24 protein-coding genes and 1 riboswitch are annotated in these 22,169 nt (G+C 67.7%); of the genes, 23 read left to right on the top strand and 1 reads right to left on the bottom strand.

Annotation, left to right across the window (positions count from 1 at the left end; genetic code table 11):
• Positions 1-19: 19 nt before the first annotated feature.
• The 13 genes from gabT to AN401_RS15100 all read left to right on the top strand — a co-directional run bounded on the left by gabT (position 20) and on the right by AN401_RS15100 (position 11,598).
• Entirely contained in the window at positions 20-1,300 is a 1,281-nt protein-coding gene (gene gabT, locus AN401_RS15160) for a 4-aminobutyrate--2-oxoglutarate transaminase (protein WP_096779812.1), read from the top strand.
• A gap of 152 nt (positions 1,301-1,452) precedes the next feature.
• Positions 1,453-1,644, top strand: a complete 192-nt coding sequence (locus AN401_RS15155) for a heavy-metal-associated domain-containing protein (protein ID WP_096779811.1) — start codon at positions 1,453-1,455, stop codon at positions 1,642-1,644.
• A 105-nt stretch (positions 1,645-1,749) separates the two neighbouring features.
• Complete coding sequence (gene cueR / locus AN401_RS15150; RefSeq protein WP_096779810.1) at positions 1,750-2,154, top strand: Cu(I)-responsive transcriptional regulator; 405 nt, start codon at positions 1,750-1,752, stop codon at positions 2,152-2,154.
• 121 nt (positions 2,155-2,275) lie between these two features.
• Positions 2,276-2,740 carry a Na+/H+ antiporter subunit E gene (locus tag AN401_RS15145; protein ID WP_094040620.1) on the top strand — a complete coding sequence of 155 codons (465 nt, stop codon included), beginning with the start codon at positions 2,276-2,278 and terminating at the stop codon, positions 2,738-2,740.
• Positions 2,740-3,039 (top strand): monovalent cation/H+ antiporter complex subunit F, encoded by a 300-nt coding sequence (locus tag AN401_RS15140; protein ID WP_096779809.1) that lies wholly within the window; start codon positions 2,740-2,742, stop codon positions 3,037-3,039. Before AN401_RS15145 ends, AN401_RS15140 begins: the two co-directional genes overlap by 1 nt.
• On the top strand, positions 3,026-3,328 hold the full coding sequence (locus tag AN401_RS15135) for a monovalent cation/H(+) antiporter subunit G (RefSeq protein WP_094040622.1): 303 nt from the start codon (positions 3,026-3,028) through the stop codon (positions 3,326-3,328). The genes AN401_RS15140 and AN401_RS15135 overlap by 14 nt, the downstream gene beginning before the upstream one ends.
• Positions 3,321-3,599 carry a Na(+)/H(+) antiporter subunit B gene (locus AN401_RS15130; RefSeq protein ID WP_094040623.1) on the top strand — a complete coding sequence of 93 codons (279 nt, stop codon included), beginning with the start codon at positions 3,321-3,323 and terminating at the stop codon, positions 3,597-3,599. The genes AN401_RS15135 and AN401_RS15130 overlap by 8 nt, the downstream gene beginning before the upstream one ends.
• Positions 3,596-4,282, top strand: a complete 687-nt coding sequence (locus tag AN401_RS15125; protein ID WP_096779808.1) for an MnhB domain-containing protein — start codon at positions 3,596-3,598, stop codon at positions 4,280-4,282. Before AN401_RS15130 ends, AN401_RS15125 begins: the two co-directional genes overlap by 4 nt.
• The gene (locus tag AN401_RS15120; protein WP_096779807.1) at positions 4,279-4,581 is read left to right on the top strand and encodes an NADH-quinone oxidoreductase subunit K; all 303 of its coding nucleotides are present in this window, start codon (positions 4,279-4,281) and stop codon (positions 4,579-4,581) included. The genes AN401_RS15125 and AN401_RS15120 overlap by 4 nt, the downstream gene beginning before the upstream one ends.
• On the top strand, positions 4,581-6,035 hold the full coding sequence (locus AN401_RS15115) for a complex I subunit 5 family protein (protein WP_096779806.1): 1,455 nt from the start codon (positions 4,581-4,583) through the stop codon (positions 6,033-6,035). The genes AN401_RS15120 and AN401_RS15115 overlap by 1 nt, the downstream gene beginning before the upstream one ends.
• Positions 6,032-7,528 (top strand): complex I subunit 5 family protein, encoded by a 1,497-nt coding sequence (locus AN401_RS15110; RefSeq protein ID WP_096779805.1) that lies wholly within the window; start codon positions 6,032-6,034, stop codon positions 7,526-7,528. Before AN401_RS15115 ends, AN401_RS15110 begins: the two co-directional genes overlap by 4 nt.
• Complete coding sequence (locus AN401_RS15105; RefSeq protein WP_096779804.1) at positions 7,525-9,039, top strand: proton-conducting transporter transmembrane domain-containing protein; 1,515 nt, start codon at positions 7,525-7,527, stop codon at positions 9,037-9,039. The genes AN401_RS15110 and AN401_RS15105 overlap by 4 nt, the downstream gene beginning before the upstream one ends.
• 153 nt (positions 9,040-9,192) lie before the next feature.
• Positions 9,193-11,598, top strand: coding sequence for a heavy metal translocating P-type ATPase (locus tag AN401_RS15100; protein ID WP_157772288.1), 2,406 nt, complete (start codon positions 9,193-9,195; stop codon positions 11,596-11,598).
• A gap of 9 nt (positions 11,599-11,607) precedes the next feature.
• Here AN401_RS15100 and chrA read toward each other — a convergent pair whose 3' ends face one another.
• The gene (chrA, locus tag AN401_RS15095; protein WP_096779802.1) at positions 11,608-12,738 is read right to left on the bottom strand and encodes a chromate efflux transporter; all 1,131 of its coding nucleotides are present in this window, start codon (positions 12,736-12,738) and stop codon (positions 11,608-11,610) included.
• 278 nt (positions 12,739-13,016) lie between these two features.
• On the opposite strand from chrA, the gene AN401_RS15090 reads away from it, so the two are divergent.
• The 10 genes from AN401_RS15090 to fliE all read left to right on the top strand — a co-directional run bounded on the left by AN401_RS15090 (position 13,017) and on the right by fliE (position 22,163).
• Positions 13,017-13,907, top strand: a complete 891-nt coding sequence (locus AN401_RS15090; RefSeq protein ID WP_094040908.1) for a FliM/FliN family flagellar motor switch protein — start codon at positions 13,017-13,019, stop codon at positions 13,905-13,907.
• 12 nt (positions 13,908-13,919) lie between these two features.
• The gene (gene fliN / locus AN401_RS15085; protein WP_094040909.1) at positions 13,920-14,282 is read left to right on the top strand and encodes a flagellar motor switch protein FliN; all 363 of its coding nucleotides are present in this window, start codon (positions 13,920-13,922) and stop codon (positions 14,280-14,282) included.
• Positions 14,272-15,003, top strand: a complete 732-nt coding sequence (fliP, locus tag AN401_RS15080) for a flagellar type III secretion system pore protein FliP (RefSeq protein WP_096779801.1) — start codon at positions 14,272-14,274, stop codon at positions 15,001-15,003. Before fliN ends, fliP begins: the two co-directional genes overlap by 11 nt.
• Positions 15,004-15,273 (top strand): flagellar biosynthetic protein FliQ, encoded by a 270-nt coding sequence (locus AN401_RS15075; RefSeq protein ID WP_094040911.1) that lies wholly within the window; start codon positions 15,004-15,006, stop codon positions 15,271-15,273.
• Entirely contained in the window at positions 15,270-16,049 is a 780-nt protein-coding gene (gene fliR, locus AN401_RS15070; RefSeq protein ID WP_096779800.1) for a flagellar biosynthetic protein FliR, read from the top strand. The genes AN401_RS15075 and fliR overlap by 4 nt, the downstream gene beginning before the upstream one ends.
• A 3-nt stretch (positions 16,050-16,052) precedes the next feature.
• On the top strand, positions 16,053-17,186 hold the full coding sequence (gene flhB, locus AN401_RS15065; protein WP_094040913.1) for a flagellar biosynthesis protein FlhB: 1,134 nt from the start codon (positions 16,053-16,055) through the stop codon (positions 17,184-17,186).
• Between the two features lie 38 nt (positions 17,187-17,224).
• Positions 17,225-19,270, top strand: a complete 2,046-nt coding sequence (gene flhA / locus AN401_RS15060) for a flagellar biosynthesis protein FlhA (protein WP_269769037.1) — start codon at positions 17,225-17,227, stop codon at positions 19,268-19,270.
• A gap of 154 nt (positions 19,271-19,424) precedes the next feature.
• Positions 19,425-19,511: riboswitch (cyclic di-GMP riboswitch) on the top strand.
• Positions 19,512-19,636: 125 nt separating this feature from the next.
• The gene (locus AN401_RS15055; protein WP_096779799.1) at positions 19,637-20,485 is read left to right on the top strand and encodes an OmpA family protein; all 849 of its coding nucleotides are present in this window, start codon (positions 19,637-19,639) and stop codon (positions 20,483-20,485) included.
• A complete protein-coding gene (locus AN401_RS15050; protein WP_232513330.1) occupies positions 20,482-21,837 on the top strand; it encodes a sigma-54 dependent transcriptional regulator in 1,356 nt (451 codons plus the stop codon). Before AN401_RS15055 ends, AN401_RS15050 begins: the two co-directional genes overlap by 4 nt.
• Positions 21,838-21,842: 5 nt before the next feature.
• Positions 21,843-22,163 (top strand): flagellar hook-basal body complex protein FliE, encoded by a 321-nt coding sequence (fliE, locus tag AN401_RS15045; RefSeq protein WP_094041231.1) that lies wholly within the window; start codon positions 21,843-21,845, stop codon positions 22,161-22,163.
• Positions 22,164-22,169 lie beyond the last annotated feature (6 nt).

The raw sequence follows: 22,169 nt of genomic DNA, 5'->3' as shown, positions 1-22,169 counted from the left end.
CTTTTCAGGAGACAAGACGATGAGCAAGAACCAAGAGCTGCAACAACGCAAAGATGCCGTCTTCGCCCGGGGCATGGGCAACATGGCCGCCCTCTACGTGGACAAGGCTAAAAACAACGAGATCTGGGACGTGGAAGGCCGCCGCTATATCGACTTCGCCGCCGGCATCGCCGTGGTCAACACCGGCCACAGCCACCCGCGTATCCAGGCCGCGGTGGCCGCCCAGCTGGAGCGATTCAGCCACACCTGCGCCATGGTCACCCCCTATGAGAGCGTGGTCGAGCTGGCCGAGAAGCTGGTGGCGCTGGCGCCGGGCAACAGCCCCAAGAAGGCGATGTTCGTGACCACCGGCGCCGAGGCGGTGGAAAACGCGGTCAAGATCGCCCGCGCCCACACCAAACGCAGCGGCGTCATCGCCTTCAACGGCGGCTTCCACGGCCGGACCAACCTGGCCATGGGCCTGACCGGCAAGGTGGCGCCCTACAAGGCCGGCTTCGGCCCCTTCCCGGGCGAGATTTACCACCTGCCTTACCCCAACGCCTACCACGGCGTGACCGAGGCCCAGTCGCTCAAGGCGCTGGATGAGCTGTTCCACTGCGACATCGAGCCGGGCCGGGTGGCCGCGATCATCATCGAGCCGGTGCAGGGCGAGGGCGGTTTCTACCAGGCGCCGCCGTCCTTCCTGCAGAAACTGCGCACCCTCTGCGACCAGCACGGCATCCTGTTGATCTGTGACGAGATCCAGACCGGCTTCGCCCGTACCGGCAAGCTGTTCGCCACCGAATATGCCGGCATCGAGCCGGATCTGATGACCATGGCCAAGGGCATTGCCGGCGGCTTCCCGCTGGCGGGCGTGGTCGGCAAGGCCGACATCATGGACGCCGCCAACCCGGGCGGCCTGGGCGGCACCTACGCGGCCTTCCCCCTGGCCTGTGCCGCGGCGCTGGAAGTGCTGAAGATCATCGAAGAAGAGCAGCTGTGCGCCAAGGCCCTGGCCCTGGGCGAGCTGATGAACAAGCGCCTGTCCGAGCTGCAGGCCAGGTATCCCCGCCATATCGGCCAGGTGCGCAACCTGGGCGCCATGGTGGCGATGGAGCTGATCCATAATGGGGACGTGGATCAGCCCAACCCCGAGCTGACCAAGGCGATAGTGGCCAAGGGCATAGAGAAGGGCGTGATCCTGCTGTCCTGTGGGGTACGGGGCAACGTGATCCGCTTCCTGCCGCCGCTGACCTCGCCGCTGGAGGTGGTCAACGAGGGGCTGGATCTGCTGGAGCAAGTGCTGGCGGATCTGGTTTGAGTCAGTGAAAACGTCGATGTCATAACCTTTTTGGCGGGCCGGTTGGCCCGCTTTTTTTGTTTGCGTGCCGGGTCAGGAAAAAGGGCTTGACCTTGCCCTTGTGGTAAGGTTGAAAGTAGGGGGGTAAAGCAACCAAACCCGAGGAGAGAGCGATGCTGACCTTTACCCTGCCCGACATGAGCTGCGGCCACTGCACCGGTGCCATCAGCCGGGCGCTGAAAGAACTGGATCCGGACTGCGTGCTGGCATTCGACCTGGCGGCGCACCGCCTGCAGGTGGAGAGTACCGTCGACCGGGACGAGGTGATCGAGGCCCTGGTGGAAGCCGGCTACCCGCCGGCCTGAGCCGGGCGGACACCGCCATTTGCCGTTGGGGCGCAGGCGGCCCGCCCGCGCCCCAAGAATGGGGGCTGACCAGGTTGTAAACTAGATGGCACTACGGAGGTTTCCATGAATATCGGAGAAGCGGCGCGGCGGGCCGGGGTGTCGGCCAAGATGATCCGCCACTATGAACAGAACGGCCTGCTCAGGCCGGCGGCCCGCACCGAGGCCGGCTACCGGCAATACGACCGGCACAGCGTCGAGGAGCTCAAGTTCATCCGCCAGGCGCGGGTGCTGGGCTTTTCCATCCGCCAGATAGAAGACCTGCTCCGGCTGCGGCGGGATCCGCACCGGGCCAGCCGGGCGGTGCGCACCCTGGCCGAGCAGCACCTGGCGGAGGTGGAGGAAAAGATGCGGGAGCTGGCCGCCATGAAGACCACCCTGGAACAACTGATCGCCGCCTGCCCGGGGGATGAGCACCCCGACTGCGCCATACTGGAACGGCTCTCCGCCCCCGCGAAGGAACAGCCGTAACACCGATGGCGGCCGGCCCTCCCGGTCGCCATCCTGCCACCCGAGAAAGCGAAACCTGCCAGCTCCCGGCCCCGGTGTCCTATAGTCTTTTATAACAGAATCAATTACGTAAAGGACGGTTATGGTTCGTTTCGCGGGCATGCTGGCGCTCTGGTGGGTGCTGACCGAAGGGGAGGCCGGGGCGCTGCTCTTCGGTGTTCCGACCGCCCTGGGCGTGACGGTGCTTAGCTTCAGGCTGTTCGCGCCCGGCCGGTACCGTATCCGCCCGGGGCAACTGCCCCGTTTTCTCGTTTTCTTCGTTACCCGCTCGATGGCCGCCGGGCTCGATGTGGCGCGCCGGCTGCTGCTGCCCTCCCTGCCGGTTGCTCCCGGCATCCTCACCCTGCCGTCGCGCCTGCCCGCCGGCGGTCCCCGCTGGCTGTTGGCCAATGTGTTGAGCCTGCTGCCGGGCACCCTGTCGGTGCGGTTGCATGAACACGACCTCGAACTGCATTGCCTGGATCTGGACATGCCGGTGGCGGCTTCGCTGCGGGACGCCGAGCGCCATATCGCCCTGCTGTTCGGGCTGCCGGGGGAGTGGCCCTGATGGCGGCGGTGCTGTCCCTGGTGGCCGGCCTGCTGCTGCTCAGCCTGCTGCTCGGCCTGTGGCGGGTGTGGTGGGGGCCGGCGGCGGCGGATCGCATGCTGGCGGCCCAGCTGTTCGGCACCACCGGCATCGGCCTGTTGCTGGTGTTGGCGGAAGCCATGAATGAACCTGCCCTGCGGGACGTGGCCCTGGTGCTGGCGGTGCTGGCCATCCTGGCCACCGTGGCCTTTGTCACCCGGGTGGTGCGCATCGACAGGGCGCGAACCGGCAAGGGAGGGAACGACCATGACGCCCCTTGAACTGGTGCAGAGCCTGCTGCTGCTGGCGGGGTGCGGCTTCTACGCCGTCGGTACCCTGGGCCTGTTCCGCTTCCCCGATACCCTGAGCCGCATCCACGCCCTGACCAAGGTGGACAACCTGGGGCTGGGCCTGATCATCCTGGGCGTGCTGCCCTTTGCCGGTTCGCTGGCGGGGGTGGCCAAGCTGGTGCTGATCTGGCTGCTGGCGCTGGCGGCCAGCGCCACCGCCGCCCATCTGGTTGCGCTGGCGGTACGGCCTAGGGCCGACGAGGAGGAGCACCATGATTGAACTGTTGCCGGATCTGCTGTTGGTCATCGCCCTGCTGCTGACCGCCCTGGGGACCCTGTTGTCGCCGGATCTGTTCAGGGCCGTGGTGATGTTCATGGCCTTCGGCCTGCTGATGGCCCTGGCCTGGGTACGGCTCCATGCTCCCGATATCGCCCTGGTCGAGGCCGCCCTCGGCGCCGGCCTGACCGGGGTCCTGCTGCTGGATGCGGTGAGTCACTTCCGGGAACCGCGTCCCGGCGACAGGGCGCCTCCGGGCGAGGAGGACAGATGAAGGTGGCGCTGGTGCTGCTGTCCAGCCTGGCACTGACCGGGGCCCTGGGCTATACCGCCTGGCAGGTACTGGCCCGGGAGGCGGAGGTGGATCTGCGCCTGCGGGTGGCCGAACGGCTGCCGGACAGCGGCGTGGACCATGCCATCACCGCCGTGCTGCTGAATTTTCGCAGCTACGACACCCTGCTGGAGATAGGGGTGCTGATGGTGGCGGGGCTGGCCGGTCTGTCCATGCGCGCCGTGGCGCCCATGGAGGCGCGGGAGCTGCGCACCCGGGACCCATTGCTGCAGGCGCTGATGCGCTGGTTCGTGCCGCTATTGCTGGTGCTGGCCGCCTACCTGTTGTGGGCGGGCAGCGATCGCCCCGGCGGCGCCTTCCAGGCCGGTTCGGTGCTGGGCGCCACCGGGGTGCTGCTGCGCCTGGGCGGGGTGCCGCTGCCCTTTTTGCGGCCGGGGCCGATGTTGCGGCTGGGGCTGGTGATCGGTTTCGCCGTCTTCCTGCTGGTGGCGGTGATGGGGGCGGTGCGGGGGGACGCCTTCCTGGCCTATCCGCCCGCCTGGGCCGGCGGGCTTATCCTGCTGATCGAGGCCATGCTCACCCTGTCCATCGCCATGGTGCTGGTGGGACTGTTCGCGGTGGCGCCGGCGCAACTGTCCGCCGCCGACCGGGAGGATGCCCCATGATCCAGGTGCAACTCTATGTGCTGGCCGCGGTGGCCTTGTGCGGCATCGGTCTGGCGGGATTGCTGCTCTGTCGTCACCTGCTGCGGCGGCTGATGGCCTTCAACCTGATGGGCTCGGGCACCTTCCTGCTGCTGGTCGGCCTGGCCCAGTCCGACGGCGTCGCCGATCCCGTGCCCCAGGCGCTGGTGCTGACCGGCATAGTGGTGGCGCTGGCGGCCTCCGCCCTGGCGCTGGTGCTGATCCGGCGCTGGTACCACCTGAGCGGGCACAGCGGCCTGGACCGAGGGCCCGACTCCTGATGCTGGCGCTGCTGATCCCCGGTTTGCTGTTTACCCCCCTGGCCTGGGCGGTGATGTCCGTATTGGTGGATTTTCGGCGCGGCTACTGGCTCTGCTGGGCCGGTATACTGCTGCAGGCGCTGGTGTCCGCCGGCCTGTGGCTGACCGTCGCCCGGGAGGGCGGGCTCTACTATGCCCTGGGCGGCTGGCCGGCTCCCCTGGGGATAGAACTCAGGGTGGACGGCATGGCGGTGACCTTCGTGCTGCTCACCGCCCTGGTGGCCTCGGCCGCCGCCCTGCACGCGGGGGTCTACCTGGACGCCGCCAAAGGCTACCAGCGTTATTTCTGGCCTTTGTTCTGGTTTCTCTGGGCCGGGCTGAACGGGGTCTGGCTGGCGGGGGATCTGTTCAACCTCTATGTGGGGCTGGAGCTTATCACCCTGGCGGCGGTGGGACTGGTTGCCCTGGGCGGGGAGGCCGGGGCGCTGCGCGCCGCCTTGCGCTATCTGTTTGCCGCCCTGCTCGGCTCCCTGGGTTATCTGCTGGCGGTGGCGCTGCTTTACGGCGATTATGGCAGCCTGTCCCTGGCCGGCCTGACGGCGCTCGCCGCCGAGCGGCCGCCGCCGCCCCTGGTGATCCTGCTCGCCGCCGCCGGCCTGGCGCTTAAAACCGCCCTGTTTCCGCTGCACTTCTGGCTGCCCCCGGCCCACGGCATCGCCAGGTCGCCGGTCAGCGCCCTGCTGTCGGCGCTGGTGGTGAAGGCGTCCTTCTATATTTTCGCCCGTCTGTGGTGGGGGTTGGGGGAGGGCGCCTACGGCTGGTGGCTGGCTCAGGCGCTGGGGGCCCTGGGCGCCGGCGGGGTCTTGGTGGGCGGCTGGCTGGCGCTGCGCCAGGCGCGGCTGAAGATGGTGGTGGCCTATTCGTCGGTGGCCCAGATAGGCTACCTCTTTCTGTTGTTTCCCCTGAGCCAGGGAGGCGAGGCAGCCGAGCTGGCCCGCCAGGGGGTCATGCTGCACCTGTTGAGCCACGCCCTGGCCAAGGCGGCCATGTTCCTGGCGGCGGGCAACCTGATCCTGGCGGTGGGCAGCCACCGGGTGGATGCCCTGGCCGGAGTGAGCCGCTTTCTGCCCTTTTCGCTGTTTTCCTTCGGCCTGGCGGCGGTGTCCCTGATGGGGCTGCCGCCTTCCGGCGGCTTCGTCGCCAAGTGGCTGTTGCTGCAGGCCAGTATCCAGAGCGGCCAGTGGTGGTGGATACTGCTGCTGGTGGCGGGGGGACTGCTGTCGGCGCTCTACCTGTTCCGCATCTTCCGCGCTTCCTTCCTCGAAAAGGGGGGCGAGGATACCTTCTACCACCCGTCCCGGGGACTGGAGGTGATCCCCATGGTGCTGGCGCTGATGGCCATCGGCCTCGGCTTCGCGGCGGAATGGCCGCTGGCGGTGCTGGCCCTGCCCTTTAGCGGGGAGGGGGGCTCATGAATCTCACCACCTGGATGCCGGTGCTGGTGATCATGACCTCGCTGCTGGCGGCGCTGATCATCTTTATGCTGCCGGAGCAGAGCCACGGCCGCCGCACCCTGGTCAACCTGCTGGCGGCGGTGATCAAGCTGGGACTGGTGGCGGTGATGACCCTGGGGGTGTTCCGGGGCACCGACTACGGACTGAGTTTCCCCCTGGCACCGGGAGTGAACTTCGTGCTGCAGGCGGACGGGCTGTCGGTGATGTTTGCAGCCCTGTCCGCCCTGCTCTGGTTGTTCACCACCATCTACGCGGTGGGCTACCTGGAGGACTCGCCCAACCGCAGCCGCTTCTTCGGCTTCTTCAGTCTGTGCGTGGCCAGCACCATGGGCATCGCCCTGGCGGGCAACCTGTTTACCTTCCTGCTGTTTTACGAGCTGCTGACCCTGTCCACCTACCCGCTGGTGGTGCACAGGGGCAACGACCAGGTCCTTCGGGCGGGCAACAACTACCTGGTTTACACCCTGTCCGGTGGCATGGTGCTGATGCTGGGCATCGCCTGGCTGCACGCCCTGGTCGGGGATCTGAATTTCCGCGCCACCGGCCAGCTGCGCGATCTCGATCCGGCACTGCACGGCACCCTGTCGATGATTTTTGCGTTGCTGATCGCCGGCCTGGCGGTGAAGGCGGCGATCTTTCCCTTCCACGGCTGGCTGCCCAGGGCCATGGTGGCGCCGGCGCCGGTCAGCGCCCTGCTGCACGCGGTGGCGGTGGTCAAGGCCGGCGCCTTCGGCATAGTGCGGGTGGTCTACGATATCTACGGTATCGAGTTCACCCAGTTGCTGGGGCTGTTGCAGCCCCTGGCCTGGCTGACCGCCTTTACCGTGCTGTACGGCTCGCTGCGGGCCCTGGTCCAGCAAAACCTCAAGCGGCGGCTGGCCTTTTCCACCGTCAGCCAGGTGTCCTACATCATACTGGGCGTGGCCCTGTTCGGCCCCGTGGGCACCGTCGGCGGCCTGGTCCACCTGCTGCACCAGGGCATCATGAAGGTGACCCTGTTCTTCTGCGCCGGCAACTACGCGGAAACCCTGGGGGTGACCCGTGTCGATCAGCTCGACGGCGCCGGGCGGCGCATGCCCGGTACCAGCATCGCCTTTACCATCGGCGCCTTCGGCATGATGGGGGCGCCGCCCCTGGCGGGCTTCATCACCAAGTGGATGCTGGGCTCGGGGGCGCTGGCGGCGGACATGGCCTGGGTGCTGCCGGTGCTGATCGCCAGCAGCCTGCTCAATGCCGCCTATTTCCTGCCGATAGTGCACCGGCTATGGTTTCGTCCCGAACCCACCTACTGGCCCCGGGATCGGGGCCGAGGCCGGCTGGAGACCAGCGGCTGGCTGTTGTGGCCGGCCCTGTGCACCGCCCTGTTCACCGTGCTGGCCGGGGTGCTGGCGGCGGCGCCTTTCAGCCCCCTCAGCTGGGCGCGCCTCATCGCCCTGCGGGAGTACCTGCCATGACCGCCCTGCTGCTGCTGACCGTGCTGCTGCCCCTGGGCCTGCTGCCGCTGGCCGCCCTGGCCAGGAGCGGTTATTCCTGGCGGTTGGGACTGGTGCTGATGCCGCTGCCAGGGTTGCTGCTGGCCCTGGCCTACGAGGGGCCCTTTTCGCTTTCCCTGCCCTATCTGCTGACCGGTGCCCTCTGGGGGCTGGACGACCTGCGCCGCCTGCTGCTGCTGGCGGCGGCGACTTTGTGGCTGGCGGCCGGGCTCTACGCGGCGGGCTACCTGAAGCGACGCCGCCGCCGCTTTTACCTGCTGTGGGCCCTGACGCTCACCGGCAACCTGGGCCTGATGGTGTCGCTGGATCTGGCGAGTTTCTACTCCTTCTTCGCGCTGATGACCTTTGCCGCCTACGGCCTGGTGATCCACGACCAGACCTCGAGGGCGCTGTTTGCCGGCAAGGTCTACCTGGTGATGGCGCTGCTGGGGGAGATGCTGCTGCTGGCCGGGCTGCTGCTGGCGGCCCAGCGGGCGGGCGGCATGATGCTGGCCGAACTGGCCCCCGCCGTGGCGGCCGGTGACGGGGGTGGGATCATCTTCCTGTTGCTGCTGCTGGGCTTCGGGGTCAAGGCCGGCCTGCCGCTGCTGCATTTCTGGCTGCCCCTGGCCCATCCGGTGGCACCGACTCCCGCCAGCGCCGTGCTCAGCGGGGCCATGATCAAGGCCGGGCTGCTGGGTTGGGTGCTGCTGCTGCCCCTGGGATTGCCCGGCCAGGAGTGGCTTGGCCAGGGGCTGGTGCTGGCGGGAGCGGTCGGCGCCCTCGGCGGCGCCCTGCTGGGGTTGATGCAGCGGGAGCCCAAGACCATACTGGCCTATTCCAGCATCAGCCAGATGGGGCTGATGACCTTGCTGGTGGGGGCCGCCGTGGCGGCCCCGGGCGAGGCGGCGGTCATGGTACCGGTGATCGGCCTCTATGCCCTGCACCACGGCCTGGCCAAGGGCGCCCTCTTTCTTGCCACCGGTCTGGCTCGCCCCGCGCACCGGGGCGGGCAGGCGTTGTGGTGGGGGCTGGTGGCGTTGCCGGGGCTGTCCCTGGCGGGCCTGCCCCTGACCAGCGGGGCCGTGGCCAAGCTGGCGATGAAGTCGGTGCTGGTGCCGGATTTACCGGGTGTCGGGCTGGCGGCCCTGCTGCCGGCGCTGATGAGTGCCGGCGCCCTGGCCACCACCCTGGTGGTGATGCGCTTTCTGTGGTGCCTGCAGGGAGAGACCAAGAGCGGGCGCCATTCCCCCTGGATGCTGGCGGGCTGGGGCGGCCTGACCCTGGTCAGCCTGGTGCTGTTCTGGTGGCTGCCCTGGCGGGCCACGGCGGAACTACCCCCCATGACCTTCGGCGAAACGGGCCTGAGGCACGCCTGGAGCCTGCTGTGGCCTATCATGGTGGGGTTGCTGTTGACCCTGGTGCTGCTGTTGATCCGCTCAGGAAGGACGGCGCGGGCCGCTCCGGCGAGGGCAGACAACGGCCGGGAGTGAGCCGTTGAAAAAAATGCCTCTTTACGCTTGACCTTCCCATGATGGTAAGCCTGATAGTCAGCCCATAATGTCAAACCGAGGAATTCCATCATGACCGCATTACCTCAAACCGCTTTTCTTGACGAGCATCGCCTCAGGTTGCCGATTGCAGGCATGACCTGCGCTTCCTGCGTGCGACGGGTGGAAAAGGCGCTGCTTGCCACACCCGGGGTGCAGTCGGCCTCGGTCAACCTGGCCTCGGAAAGCGCCGAACTCATCCTGGACCGGGAGGTCGCCCCCGCGACCCTGGTCGCTGCCCTGGAAAAAGCCGGCTACCACAGCCGTACCGAGCAACTGGAGCTTGCCATCATCGGCATGAGCTGTGCCTCCTGCGTGGGGCGGGTAGAGAAGGCGCTCGCCGGTCTGCCCGGGGTCTTGTCGGCCAGCGTCAACCTGGCCGCCGAGCAGGCCCGGGTGGAGGTACTGGCCGGCAACCAGGACGCGGCCAGCCTGGTCGAGGCCATCCGCCGGGCCGGCTACGACGCCGTTCCCCTGTCCGCCGAGCGGGAAGACGACAGCCAGCGGCGGGAGCGGGAACAACTTGTTCTCAAGCGGGCCTTCTGGCTGGCGGCGGTGCTGACCCTGCCGGTGTTCGTGCTGGAGATGGGCGCCCATTTCGTGCCCGGCATGCACCACTGGCTTGAGCAGACCCTGGGCCGGCCGCTCAACTGGGGAGTCCAGTTCGTGCTCACCAGCCTGGTGCTGTTCGGCCCCGGCCTGCGCTTTCTGCAGAAGGGGCTGCCTGCCCTGGTGCGCGGCGCGCCGGACATGAACTCCCTGGTGGCCCTGGGCACCCTGGCCGCCTGGGGGTTTTCGGTGGTGGCCACCTTCGCCGGCCACTGGCTGCCGGCGGGCAGCCGCCATGTCTACTACGAGGCGGCGGCGGTGATCGTGACGCTGATCCTGCTCGGCCGCTACCTGGAGGCGAGGGCCAAGGGGCGCACCGGCGAGGCCATCGCCCGGCTGCTGAGCCTGCAGGTCAAGACCGCCCGGGTGCGGCGCGGGGAGGAATGGCGGGAAGTCCCCCTGGCCGAGGTGCGGGTGGGGGACAGGGTGCAGGTGCGCCCGGGGGAACGGATCCCGGTGGACGGGCGGGTGCTCGAGGGCAGCTCCTACGTGGACGAGTCCATGCTCACCGGCGAGCCGGTGCCGGTGGCCAAGCAGGCGGGGGACGAGGTGGTGGGCGGCACCGTCAACAAGAACGGCGCGCTCGGCTTCGAGGCCGTCAAGGTGGGCGCCGATACCCTGCTGGCCCAGATCATCCGCATGGTGGAGCAGGCCCAGGGCGCCAAGCTGCCGATCCAGGCGCTGGTGGACAGGGTTACCGCCGTGTTCGTGCCGGTGGTGATGACGGTGGCGGTGCTGACCTTCCTGGTCTGGCTGTGGCTGGGGCCCGAGCCCGCGCTCACCTTCGCCCTGGTCAACGGCGTGGCGGTGCTGATCATCGCCTGCCCCTGCGCCATGGGCCTGGCCACGCCCACCTCCATCATGGTCGGCACCGGCCGGGCCGCCGACATGGGCATACTGTTTCGCAAGGGCCAGGCGCTGCAAAGCCTGCGCGAGGCGAGCGTCATCGCCCTGGACAAGACCGGTACCCTGACCCGGGGCCGGCCGGAGCTGACCGATCTGTTGATGCGGCCGGGCTTCGACGAGGCCGAGGTGCTGGCCCTGGTGGCGGCGGTGGAACGGCAGTCCGAGCACCCCATCGCCGAGGCCATCGTCCGGGCGGCCGAAGAGCGGGGCCTGGCCCTGGTCGAGCCGCAAGGGTTCGAGGCGCTGCCGGGGCTGGGGGTGTCCGCCATGGTTGCCGGCCGGCGGCTGCAGGTGGGGGCCGATCGCTACCTGACACAGCTGGGGCTGAGCCTGGACGAGGTGAGCGAGGCCGCCGCCGCCCTGGCCTCGGCCGGCAAGAGCCCGCTCTACGTGGTGGTCGACGGTCGCCTGGCGGCGGTCATGGCAGTGGCGGATCCGATCAAGGAGGGGACGCCCGAGGCCATCGCCGCCCTGCACCGGCTGGGATTGAAGGTCGCCATGATCACCGGCGACAACAGGCGCACCGCCGAAGCCATCGCCGCCGAGCTCGGCATCGACGAGGTGGTGGCCGAGGTGATGCCGGACGGCAAGGTGGCGGCGTTGCAGGCATTGCGCGCGCGCTTTGGGGCCGTGGCCTTTGTGGGCGACGGCATCAACGACGCCCCGGCCCTGGCCGAAGCGGAAGTGGGCATCGCCATCGGCACCGGCACCGATATCGCCATCGAGGCGGCGGAGGTGGTGCTGATGGGCGGGGATCTGCGCGCCGTGCCCAATGCCCTGGCCATCAGCCGGGCCACCCTGCGCAATATCCGCCAGAACCTGTTCTGGGCCTTCGCCTACAACGCCAGCCTGATCCCGCTGGCGGCGGGTGCCCTCTACCCGGCGCTGGGCCTGCTGCTGTCGCCCATGGTGGCGGCGGGCGCCATGGCCCTGTCCAGCGTCTTCGTGGTGGGCAACGCCCTGCGCCTGAAAAGGGTGAAGCTGTGAGCCGGGCGGCTACAGCCAGAAGCCCAGCAGCATAAAGGCCGGGATCAGCACCAGCAGCGGGCACTTGAACACCCGCAGGGCCAGCAGCCCCAGGGCGGCGGCGGCCAGGGCCGGGGCGCCGGTGACGCTGCTGACGAACACCGGCTGGTACAGCGCCGCCAGCAGCAAGCCCACCACGGCGGCGTTGATGCCGGTGACGGCGCCGGCCATCAGCGGCCGGGCCGCCAATGCCTGCCAGCCGTGTTGCAGTGCCAGCAGCAGCAGGAAGCCGGGCAGGAAGACCCCGAAGGTGGCCACCAGGGCGCCCAGCACCGGTGATGCCGGCCACAGCTCGGCACCCAGAAAGGTGGCCAGGGTGAACATGGGTCCGGGCATGGCCTGGGCGGCGGCGTAGCCGGTGAGGAAGGCCTCACTGCTTATCCGCTCGCCCAGCAGCCCCTGCAGCAGCGGCAGCACCACATGGCCGCCGCCGAACACCAGGCTGCCGGCCTGGTAGAAGTCGGCGAAGATCCGGGCGGTGCCGTCCAAATGCAGCAGCCAGGGCAGCAGGAAGAGGCCGGCGAACAGCAACAGAAAGGGCCAGTTGGGGCCTATTTTGCGGTGGCTGTCCCCGCCGGTTTTTTGGAGCCACAGGGCGCCGACCAGGGCCGCCGCCAGCAGGGCGGTGAACTGGGCAAGCAGGCTGGGCATCAGCCACAGCAGGGCGGCGGTGCCCACCGCCAGCGCCAGGGTCAGCCGCTGGCGGCAGAACTGGCCGGCCATGGTCAGCACGGCGTCGGCCACCACCACCAGGGCGAACAGCTTGAGGCCGGCGATCGCCGCCAGGGCAGCGGGCTGGCTGGCCCAGGCCTGGCCGGCCAGGGCCAGGCCCAGCATCAGCAGGAAGGAGGGCAGGGTGAAGCCGATAAAGGCGGCGACGGCGCCGCCCAGGCCGGCGCGCTGGTAGCCGATGGCGAAGCCCAGCTGGCTGGAGGCCGGCCCGGGCAGGAACTGGCACAGGGCGAGGGTGGAGGCGAAGCGATCCTGCGGGATCCAGCCGAGTTGTTGCACGAAATGGCGCTGAAAATAACCGATATGGGCGGCCGGGCCGCCGAAGCTGACCCAGCCGAGCTTAAAGAACTGCCAAAACACCTGAAACATAAAATTAAGTCGTCAATTCGCATCCGAGTGCCTATCATAGCCGCCCCATATGAAAATCCCATGATGGGAAACGGCAAAAAATCAGCGGAATGATTCAAGTTTCGAGGCCTGGCGGCCGTTATTACTCATGTCGTGCCGGTTGCCGGCGGGGCCGTCGTGCTCCCCCGGTGGGGCGGGAATTTGGTCATTGCGGCCGAAGCCCGGCCATTTGCCGCCGATGTCGGCATGTTCAGGTTTTTTCAGAGCAGACCCCAGGGTCTCACCGGAGGTAAGTTGTCGTGAGAGAGAGGCCGCCGAAAAATACATCCACCGCCGGCGCCAGGGTCCATCTGGCGGCGCCGGACGTCCAGTTTCCCCGCTACGATTTTTTCCGCGATCAGGAGCCGGCGCTGCAACAGCAACGGCAGGTGAAACTGTGCCTGGAGGCCAGGAAGAATGCCTGGCGCGGCAGGCTGGAAGCCATGCTGTACAGCACCGAGCTGTCCCTGTCGCTGCGTTTCCTCCCCTCCTTGCCCGTCGCCGAACAGGGCGCCGTGTTGCTTTGTTTTGCCGGCGACGGCGAACGGGATGGCGCCATGATGCCGGGGCCGGCCCTGGTGATGGAGCATGCCTATCTCTACCAGCTGGCGGAGATGACCTTCGGCGGCCGGCCGGGGGACCAGCCGGCGCCGCCCCGGCGCCCGGTATCGGAAACCGAACGGCGGCTGGGGCTCAGCCTGCTGTCCCTGTTCGGCCAGGATCTGCTGACCCAGCTGGTACCGGGTGGCACCCTGAGCGGAGGACGCATGCTCCCCCTGGCCCAGTGCGAGCCACCGGCCACCCTGGTCGAGGTGGAACTCTCCCTGCACGGCCGGCAGATGCGCTGGTACCTGCTGCTGCCGGCCCTGGCCGCGCCGGCGGAAAACCCGGATCTTATCGAGGTCCGCCGGCTGGAGCTGGCCGAGGCGCTGAGGGAGATGCTGCCCCAGTTGAAGACCCGCCTCAGCATCCCCCTGGCCGAGTGCGAGCTGAGCCTGGGGGAGCTGGCCGGCCTGAAGGAAGGGGACATACTGCCCATCTCCCTGTTCCACGAGGCGACCGCCCGGGTGGGCGAGCAGCCGCTGCTCAAGGGCCGGGTGGCCGAGCAGCAGGGCATGCTGGTGTTTGCCAGCCACGGATTTATTGATTGAACATCGAGGTTGATGATGGAAAAACAAATGGATGAGGGCCTGCTGCTGGGCGATGGCCTGGACAGCCTGTTCCAGGACGTGGCCGAGCCCGAGGTCAAGGAGTCGGGCAGCCGGGATCTGGGCTATTTTCAGCAACTGCCGGTGAAGGTGTCGTTGGAGGTCGCCAGTGCCGAGATCAGCCTGGGCGAGCTGATGAAAGCCGGCGAAGGGGCGGTGATCGAGCTGAACAAGCTGGCCGGCGAGCCCCTGGACGTGCGGGTCAACGGCACCCTGCTGGCCCAGGGCGAGGTGGTGGTGGCCAACGGCCGTTACGGCGTGCGCCTGACCCGCATCCTCCACCAGCAGGCGGCGAAAGACCGGCAAGATGAAGCTTAAGGTGTATTGGGGGCTGGCGGCCCTGCTGCTGCCGGCGGCGGCCCTGGCCGACATTCCCCTGTTGTCGGTGATGGGTCCGGACGGCGAGGCCGAGTACAGCATCAAGCTCCAGATACTGCTGCTGATGACGGCCCTGGGGCTGCTGCCGGCCTTTCTGCTGATGCTGACCAGCTTCACCCGCATCATAGTGGTGCTGGCGGTGTTGCGGCAGGCGCTCGGCCTGCAGCAGAGCCCGCCCAACCGGGTGCTGATCGGCATCGCCCTGGCCCTGACCCTGCTGATCATGCGACCGGTGTGGCAGGACATCTACCACAACGCCTTCGTGCCCTACGATCAGGGCGCCATCGGCTTCGAGCAGGCGCTGGTGACGGCCAAGGCGCCGCTGCAACAGTTCATGCTGGCCCAGACCCGGGAAACGGATCTGGAGCAGATACTGCGCATCGCCGAAGAGGATGTGAGTCTCGAACCCCGGCAGGTGCCTTTCGACGTGCTGATCCCGGCCTTCGTGCTGAGCGAGCTGAAAACCGCCTTCCAGATAGGCTTTATGCTGTTTATTCCTTTCCTGGTGATCGATCTGGTGGTGGCCAGCGTGCTGATGGCCATGGGCATGATGATGCTGTCGCCCCTGGTGATCTCGCTGCCCTTCAAGCTGATGCTGTTCGTGCTGGTGGACGGCTGGTCGATGACGGTCGGCACCCTGGCGCGCAGCTTTGGAGGCTAGGTGACACCGGAGCAGACCGTCGATCTTATCGGCCAGGCGGTGCTGACCATCATCGCCATGGTCAGCGTGCTGATCATACCGGGCATGGTGGTGGGCCTGGTGGTCAGCATCATCCAGTCGGCCACCCAGATCCAGGAGCAGACCCTCAGCTTCTTTCCCCGGCTGCTGATCACCCTCCTGATGCTGGTGTTCGCCGGCCACTGGCTGTTGCGCCAGGTGATGGAGCTGTTCGATCAGCTGTTCCTGATGATACCGGGGACCATTGGATGAGCCCCCTGGTCAGCCTGACCACGCCGGAGCTGATGGCCTGGCTGGGCAAGGGCTGGTGGCCCTTCTGCCGGCTGGCCGCCTTTTTCTGGGTGCTGCCCCTGTTTGGCGATGGCCACCTGAGTCCCCTGGTGCGGCTGCTGTTCGCCTTCCTGATCAGCCTGCTGCTGTTTCCGCTGCTGCCCCCCGGGCCGGCCGTGGATCCCTTTTCCTTTGGCGCCGCCGTCCTGACCCTGGAGCAGATACTGTTCGGGGTGCTGCTGGCGCTGATGCTGCAGATGCTGTTCACCCTGGTGACCATGGCCGGCCAGATACTGTCGATGCAGATGGGCCTGGCCATGGCGGTGATGAACGATCCGGTCAACGGCGGCTCGGCGCCCCTGCTGGGCCAGTTGCTGTGGCTGTTCGCGGCCCTGCTGTTCCTGGCCTGGAACGGCCACCTGCTGGCGCTGGACATCATAGTGGAGAGCTTCCGTACCTGGCCCGCCGGCCACAGCCTCTATCGCCTGGATCTGGAACTGCTGAGCCGGCTGTTCGGCTGGATGTTCGGCGCCGCCCTGATCCTGGCGCTGCCGGCGGTGATCGCCATGCTGCTGGTCAACATCACCTTCGGGGTGATGAACCGCAGCGCGCCGTCCCTCAACATCTTCGCCCTGGGCTTTCCCATGAGCATGATGCTGGGGCTGGCGTCCCTGCTGCTGATGCTGGCCAACATCCCTCAGCGCTACCTGGAGTTCAGCCAGGAGGTGTTCGACCTGATGCGCCACTGGAGTCGCTGAGGCATGGCGGAGCAGCAGTCGGCCCAGGACAAGACGGAGCAGCCCACGGAGCAGAAGCGGCGCAAGGCGCGGCGCGAGGGCCAGGTGGCCCGCTCCAAGGATCTGAATACGGTGGTGTTGCTGCTGCTGGGCGGCCTGCTGCTGTGGTGGCAGGCCGCGGCCCTGGGGGACTTTTTCAAGCGGCTCTTCGTCCTGGCCATGGAGCTGCCCGCCGAGGCCAGCCGCGAGCCGGAACTGATGCTGGCCTACCTGTACCAGGCGCTGATGGAAAGCCTCCGGGCCCTGCTGCCCTTCTTCCTGACCATATCGGTGCTGCTGGTGCTCTCCGGCCTGGTGCCGGGCGGCCTGCTGCTGGCCTGGGGCAGCGTCAAGCCCAAGCTGGAGCGGCTCAACCCCCTGGCCGGCCTGAAGCGGATGTTCTCCAGCCATGCCCTGGTCGAGCTGTTCAAGGCGGTGCTCAAGGTCGGCCTGCTGGGTGCCACCCTGGGCGCCACCCTCTACTACAACTGGGAGCGGCTGCTGTTCCTCGGGCGTCAGCCGCTCTACACCGGTTTCGGCCAGGGCCTGGCGCTGCTGGTGCTGGCGGTGCTGCTGCTGTGCCTGGCGCTGGCGGTGATCGCGCTCATCGACGTGCCCTTCCAGAAGTGGTCCACCACCAAAAAGCTGAAGATGACCCGGCAGGAGGTAAAGGACGAGCAGAAGAACACCGAGGGCCGGCCCGAGGTCAAGCAGCGCATCCGCCAGATCCAGTTCCAGATGGCCCGGGGCCGCATCGATCGGCGGCTGCCCGAGGCGGACGTGGTGGTGGTCAACCCCACCCATTACGCCGTGGCCCTGAAATACGATCCCAAGCGGGCCGAGGCGCCCTTCGTGATCGCCAAGGGCAGCGACGAGCTGGCGGCGCGGATCCGGGAGTTGGCCCGGCTGCACCAGAAGGAGGTGATCAGTGTCCCGGCCCTGACCCGGGCCCTGTACTATTCCACCCGGGTGGATCAGCAGGTGCCCGCCGGCCTCTACAGCGCCGTGGCCTATGTGCTGACCTATGTGCTGCAACTGCGGGCCTGGCGGGAAGGGCGGGGCAAGGCCCCCGGCCGGCTGCCCGAATTCAAGATACCGCAACAATACCGACGACAATGAGGTGAAGCGTGAACTGGAGAGGCCTTAGCCATCCTTATATGGGAGTTCCCCTGCTGCTGATAGCGGTGCTGGCCATGGTGATACTGCCGTTGCCGCCCTGGCTGCTGGACGCCCTCTTTACCTTCAACATAGTGCTGGCGATCCTGGTGCTGCTGGTGGCGGTCTCGGCCCGCCGGCCGCTGGACTTCTCGGTGTTCCCCACCGTGCTGCTGGTGGCCACCCTGATGCGGCTGACCCTGAACGTGGCCTCGACCCGGGTGGTGCTGCTCACCGGCCACGAGGGCGGGGACGCGGCGGGCAAGGTGATCCAGGCCTTCGGCGAGGTGGTGATCGGCGGCAACTATGTGGTGGGCATGGTGGTGTTCGTGATCCTGATGATCATCAACTTCGTGGTGATCACCAAGGGCGGCGAGCGCATCTCCGAGGTGGCGGCCCGTTTCACCCTGGACGCCCTGCCCGGCAAGCAGATGGCGATCGACGCGGATCTCAACGCCGGCGCCCTGGATCAGCACCAGGCCAAGCAGCGCCGGCAGGAAGTGGCGCGGGAGGCCGACTTCTACGGCTCCATGGACGGCGCCTCCAAGTTCGTGCGCGGCGACGCCATCGCCGGCCTGCTGATCCTGTTCATCAACCTGCTGGGCGGCTTCCTGATCGGCATGTTCCAGCACGAGCTCGGCGCCGGCGAGGCCTTCCAGCGCTTCGCCCTGCTCACCATCGGTGACGGCCTGGTGGCCCAGATCCCCTCGCTGCTGCTGGCCACCGCCGCCGCCATCATCGTCACCCGGGTCAACGACGAGGCCGAGATGTCGAGCCAGGTGGGCCAGCAGCTGCTGGCGTCGCCGCGGGTGGTGTACACCGCCGCCGCCGTCATGCTGATCCTCGGCCTGGTGCCCGGCATGCCGACCCTGGTGTTCCTGCTGTTCGCCGCCGTGCTGGGCTATGTGGCCTGGCAGCTGCAACGGCAGGGGCCCGAGAGCACGCCTCTGGAGCAGGCCGAGGCCCTGCTCTCCCAGGAGCAGGAGTCGGTCCAGGCCCTGGCCTGGCAGGATCTGCCCCGGGTGGATCTGCTGACCCTGGAGCTGGGCTACCGCCTGGTCGGCCTGGTGGACGAGCAGCAGGGTGCGCCCTTGCTGGGACGGATCCGCGGGGTGCGCAAGACCCTGTCGGAGCAGGCCGGCTTCCTGCTGCCCGAGGTGCGGGTGCGCGACAACCTGCAACTGGCGCCCCAGGAATACCGCATCAAGCTCGGCGGCGTGGTGATGGCGAGCGGCAGCGCCGACGGCGAGCGGATGCTGGCCATCAACAAGGGCCAGATCTACGGCGAGATCGACGGTGAACTCACCCACGAGCCGGCCTACGGCATGCCGGCGGTATGGATAGACGCGGCCAGCAAGCCCAAGGCGCTCAACCTGGGCTATGCGGTGGTGGATGCCGCGACCGTGGTGGCCACCCACCTCAGCAAGCTGATGCGGGAGCACCTGTCCGAGCTGCTGGTGCTGGACGACGTGGTCAAACTGGGGGAGCGGCTGCAGCAGCAGTCGCCCAGGCTGGCCGACACCCTGGCCGAGGCGCTGCCGCCCATCCTGCTGCTCAAGGTCTACCGCTACCTGCTGAAGGAGCAGGTGAGCCTGGCGGATATCAACACCATCGCCACCGCCCTGGTCGAGGGAGCCGAGATCACCAAGGATCCGGTGTTGCTGGCGGCGGACGTGCGCTGTGCCCTGAAGCGGGTGATAGTGCGCCAGATCATGGGGGAACGCGGTGTGTTGACTGCCTTCACCCTGGCGGACGGGCTGGAGCAGACCCTGCTGCAGGCCCTCAACCAGGCCCAGCAGCAAAACGCCAAGGCCAGCATCGACAGCTTCCCGGTCGAGCCGGCCCTGCTGTCGCAGCTGCAGCAGAAAATGCCCGCGGTGGGGGAAGCCCTGCAGGCCCAGGGCGTGCCGCCGGTGTTGCTGGTCATGCCCCAGCTCAGGCCCTTGCTGGCGCGCTACGGCGCCGTTTTCGCCAGGAGCCTGAAGGTGCTGTCCTACAACGAGGTGCCCGAGCATATCCAGATCGACGTGGTCGGCACCCTGGGCTGAGCCGCGCCGGATTTAGGCAAGGCTGTCTGGTAGGAGGACTGGCGGTATCTTGAGCAGGATGCGATGCCAGTCCCACATCAACGGAAAAAACACACTTTTGTTGTTGAATTACGTCGTTTTTTTTAGTCAACTATTGTCGCACTAAATCGATTGCTGATGACAAGGGCAAACTGGCCGAAAGGTCAGGACGCAAAGCCTCCGGTCTAAGGGATGTGAATCCTAGGATAGCGGGGTTGCCAAGGCAGGGATTTCCCTCCAGGCCCTCAGGGGCCCGCCTGTATTACCTTTCTCAGCCGTACACAATAAAAAACTGGCCAGTGGCCTGACCGGCGGGAAGTGCCGGTACACACTCTCAAAAGACGGAATATGAACAAGCTTACAAAACTGCAGGGCATGTTTGGCCTGGGTGTTTTGTTGAGCGGCTCCCTCATGGCGCAGGAATACGCAACCGCCATGGACAGGGCCGCTTGGCGTGCCTCTGGCAATGCCTCCCGTTGTGTGATGGAACACCAGATAGACAGGGTGGCCTTGGCCCGGTTCGTTGCCGAGCCAGGCCGTGGCGTACGCTTCGAACTCGAGTGGCAGCAGGCCGGCATTCAGGGCGGTGGCGCCGAGCTGGCCCTGATCCCCGCGCCCTGGCAGCAGGGCGATGCCGAGCCGGTCGCGTCCGGCCAATGGCAGCGGCAGCAACTGCATTACCACCAGGGCATCCCCGGGGTGCTCGGCGCCATGGCCAACGGCCGCTGGCTGGAGATCCGCGAGCCGGGCAGCCGGCGCCGTTTCGTGATGCCCAGCGTCCATTTCCAGCAGGCCTACAGCCAGTTCCGCCTGTGCCGGGGCGAGGCCGCGGCCGAACCCGGCCGCGACGGCAACGGCCTGACCCTTCATTTCCACGCCGGTGTGCGCGGCCTGAGCGCCGGCCAGCGGCAAGGACTCTCGGCCCTGGCCGGCCGCCTGGCGGCGGAGCCCGGCGTCCGCGGCATCCTGGTCGAGTCCTTTACCGACAGCAGCGGCCATCCCGAGCTCAACCTGCGCCTGTCCCGGGAGCGGGGCGAGCAGGTGGCCGAGCTGCTGCGCCGGCAATTGCCGGCCCTGGCGGTGGAGGTCAGGGCCTATGGCGCCGCCTCCCCCCTGGCCACGAACGATACCTCGGCCGGGCGCTACCAGAACCGGCGGGTCGTTATCCGGATCATCAAGGAGGAACAGGCATCATGAGAGGGGAATCTGCATCGTCGACACTGCTGTGGCTGGTGTCCCGGGCCGGTGTGTCCGATCTGTGTTACGGCGCTTTGCTCTCGGCGGGATACCGGGTCGAGGCGATGGCCGGGCTGGGCCGGACCGGGGGAGAACAGCCCGGGGTGATCCTGGTCGACAGCGACATCGGCGCCGGTTTTCTCGAGTCGATCCGCACCGCCGTCAGCCGCTTTCCCCAGGCGGTGATCATGGCCATGGTGGAACACGGGGAAAGCGCCCTGGCCGGGGAAGCCCTGCGCGCCGGGGCGAGCGATTATGTGCTCAAGCCCTACCAGCCCAGCCAGCTGCTGCGGGTGTTGGGGCAGAGCCTGGCCCTGCGGCGGAGCACCGGCAACATGGTGGTGCGTTCGCGTGCCGGCCTGCAGGTGCTGCAACTGGCCTACCGGGCGGCCCAGACCCAGGCGGCGGTGCTGATCGGCGGCGAGTCGGGCACCGGCAAGGAATGCCTGGCGCAATATGTGCATCAGGTTTCCGACCGGGCGGCGGGCCCCTTTGTGGCGGTCAACTGCGCCGCCATTCCCGAGACCATGCTGGAGGCGGTGCTGTTCGGCCACAGCAAGGGTGCCTTCACCGGGGCCGCCCAGGCGCAGCCGGGCAAGTTCGAGCTGGCCAACGGCGGCACCCTGCTGCTGGACGAGATCTCGGAAATGCCCCTCGGCCTGCAGGCCAAGCTGCTGCGGGTGTTGCAGGAGAAGGAAGTGGAGCGGCTCGGCAGCCACCAGAAGATCCGCCTGGACGTGCGCATCGTCGCCGCCAGCAACCGGGATCTGCGGGAGGCGGTGGCGGCCGGCCAGTTCCGGGAAGACCTGTTCTACCGGCTGGACGTGCTGCCCCTGTGCTGGCCGCCGCTCAGGGAACGCATCGAGGACATACTGCCCCTGGCCCAGCATTTCCTGGCCCGTTACGGCCGGGGAGAGGCTTTCCGCCTGAGCCAGCAAGCGGAGCGGGCCCTGCTCGACTACGGCTGGCCCGGCAATATCCGGGAGCTGGAAAATGTCATCCAGCGGGCGCTGATCCTGGCCCGGGGCGCCATCATCGACGTAGCGGATCTGATGCTGCCGGAAGGTACGCGCCGGCCTTCTCCGTCGTCCTTCGGCGCGGCGCCCTGCACTGATGGCGGGGAGCGGGGCGAGGGGCTGCAGGCCAGCCGCCAGCGCGCCGAGTTCGACTATGTGCTGCAGATCTTGCGCCAGCACAGCGGACACCGTTCCCGCACCGCCGAAGCCCTGGGGCTGACCACCCGGGCGCTGCGTTACAAACTTGCCGCCATGCGTGAGCAGGGCATCGATATCGACCGAGCCGTAGGGGCCTGACCTTGATGAATATCTCACTCCAGACAGAACAACAGGCGATGCTGGTGCGGATGACGCAACTGCAGCAACGCGCCGCCGGCGGCGACATCGCACCGGCGGTGGAGCAGGGCTCCTTTACCGACTTGATGAAGCAGTCGGTGCGCGGCATCAATGCCGAGCAGGTGCAGTCGGCCCGGCTGATGACGGCGGTGGAGACCGGCGCCAGCGACGACCTGGTGGGCGCCATGCTCGCCAGCCAGAAGGCCGGGCTCAGCTTCTCCGCCCTGGTGCAGATCAGGAACAAGCTGACGACCGCCTTCGACGACATCATGCGCATGCCGCTGTAAGGAGAC

It is taken from the genome of Zobellella denitrificans (assembly GCF_002407485.1).
Lineage (GTDB): Bacteria > Pseudomonadota > Gammaproteobacteria > Enterobacterales > Aeromonadaceae > Oceanimonas > Oceanimonas denitrificans.
This window is presented reverse-complemented; position numbering and strand designations above follow the sequence as displayed.

What these genes read in the sequence shown, in the direction of transcription:
- AN401_RS15125 (WP_096779808.1), top strand. Translation starts at nt 3,596, where the DNA reads ATGAAGGTGGCGCTGGTGCTGCTGTCCAGCCTGGCACTGACCGGGGCC.
- chrA (WP_096779802.1), bottom strand. Translation starts at nt 12,738, where the DNA reads ATGTTTCAGGTGTTTTGGCAGTTCTTTAAGCTCGGCTGGGTCAGCTTC.
- AN401_RS15110 (WP_096779805.1), top strand. Translation starts at nt 6,032, where the DNA reads ATGAATCTCACCACCTGGATGCCGGTGCTGGTGATCATGACCTCGCTG.
- flhB (WP_094040913.1), top strand. Translation starts at nt 16,053, where the DNA reads ATGGCGGAGCAGCAGTCGGCCCAGGACAAGACGGAGCAGCCCACGGAG.
- fliE (WP_094041231.1), top strand. Translation starts at nt 21,843, where the DNA reads ATGAATATCTCACTCCAGACAGAACAACAGGCGATGCTGGTGCGGATG.
- AN401_RS15055 (WP_096779799.1), top strand. Translation starts at nt 19,637, where the DNA reads ATGAACAAGCTTACAAAACTGCAGGGCATGTTTGGCCTGGGTGTTTTG.
- AN401_RS15050 (WP_232513330.1), top strand. Translation starts at nt 20,482, where the DNA reads ATGAGAGGGGAATCTGCATCGTCGACACTGCTGTGGCTGGTGTCCCGG.
- AN401_RS15130 (WP_094040623.1), top strand. Translation starts at nt 3,321, where the DNA reads ATGATTGAACTGTTGCCGGATCTGCTGTTGGTCATCGCCCTGCTGCTG.
- AN401_RS15145 (WP_094040620.1), top strand. Translation starts at nt 2,276, where the DNA reads ATGGTTCGTTTCGCGGGCATGCTGGCGCTCTGGTGGGTGCTGACCGAA.
- cueR (WP_096779810.1), top strand. Translation starts at nt 1,750, where the DNA reads ATGAATATCGGAGAAGCGGCGCGGCGGGCCGGGGTGTCGGCCAAGATG.
- AN401_RS15105 (WP_096779804.1), top strand. Translation starts at nt 7,525, where the DNA reads ATGACCGCCCTGCTGCTGCTGACCGTGCTGCTGCCCCTGGGCCTGCTG.
- AN401_RS15115 (WP_096779806.1), top strand. Translation starts at nt 4,581, where the DNA reads ATGCTGGCGCTGCTGATCCCCGGTTTGCTGTTTACCCCCCTGGCCTGG.
- AN401_RS15155 (WP_096779811.1), top strand. Translation starts at nt 1,453, where the DNA reads ATGCTGACCTTTACCCTGCCCGACATGAGCTGCGGCCACTGCACCGGT.
- flhA (WP_269769037.1), top strand. Translation starts at nt 17,225, where the DNA reads ATGGGAGTTCCCCTGCTGCTGATAGCGGTGCTGGCCATGGTGATACTG.
- AN401_RS15135 (WP_094040622.1), top strand. Translation starts at nt 3,026, where the DNA reads ATGACGCCCCTTGAACTGGTGCAGAGCCTGCTGCTGCTGGCGGGGTGC.
- AN401_RS15140 (WP_096779809.1), top strand. Translation starts at nt 2,740, where the DNA reads ATGGCGGCGGTGCTGTCCCTGGTGGCCGGCCTGCTGCTGCTCAGCCTG.
- fliN (WP_094040909.1), top strand. Translation starts at nt 13,920, where the DNA reads ATGATGGAAAAACAAATGGATGAGGGCCTGCTGCTGGGCGATGGCCTG.
- fliP (WP_096779801.1), top strand. Translation starts at nt 14,272, where the DNA reads ATGAAGCTTAAGGTGTATTGGGGGCTGGCGGCCCTGCTGCTGCCGGCG.
- AN401_RS15120 (WP_096779807.1), top strand. Translation starts at nt 4,279, where the DNA reads ATGATCCAGGTGCAACTCTATGTGCTGGCCGCGGTGGCCTTGTGCGGC.
- AN401_RS15100 (WP_157772288.1), top strand. Translation starts at nt 9,193, where the DNA reads ATGACCTGCGCTTCCTGCGTGCGACGGGTGGAAAAGGCGCTGCTTGCC.
- gabT (WP_096779812.1), top strand. Translation starts at nt 20, where the DNA reads ATGAGCAAGAACCAAGAGCTGCAACAACGCAAAGATGCCGTCTTCGCC.
- fliR (WP_096779800.1), top strand. Translation starts at nt 15,270, where the DNA reads ATGAGCCCCCTGGTCAGCCTGACCACGCCGGAGCTGATGGCCTGGCTG.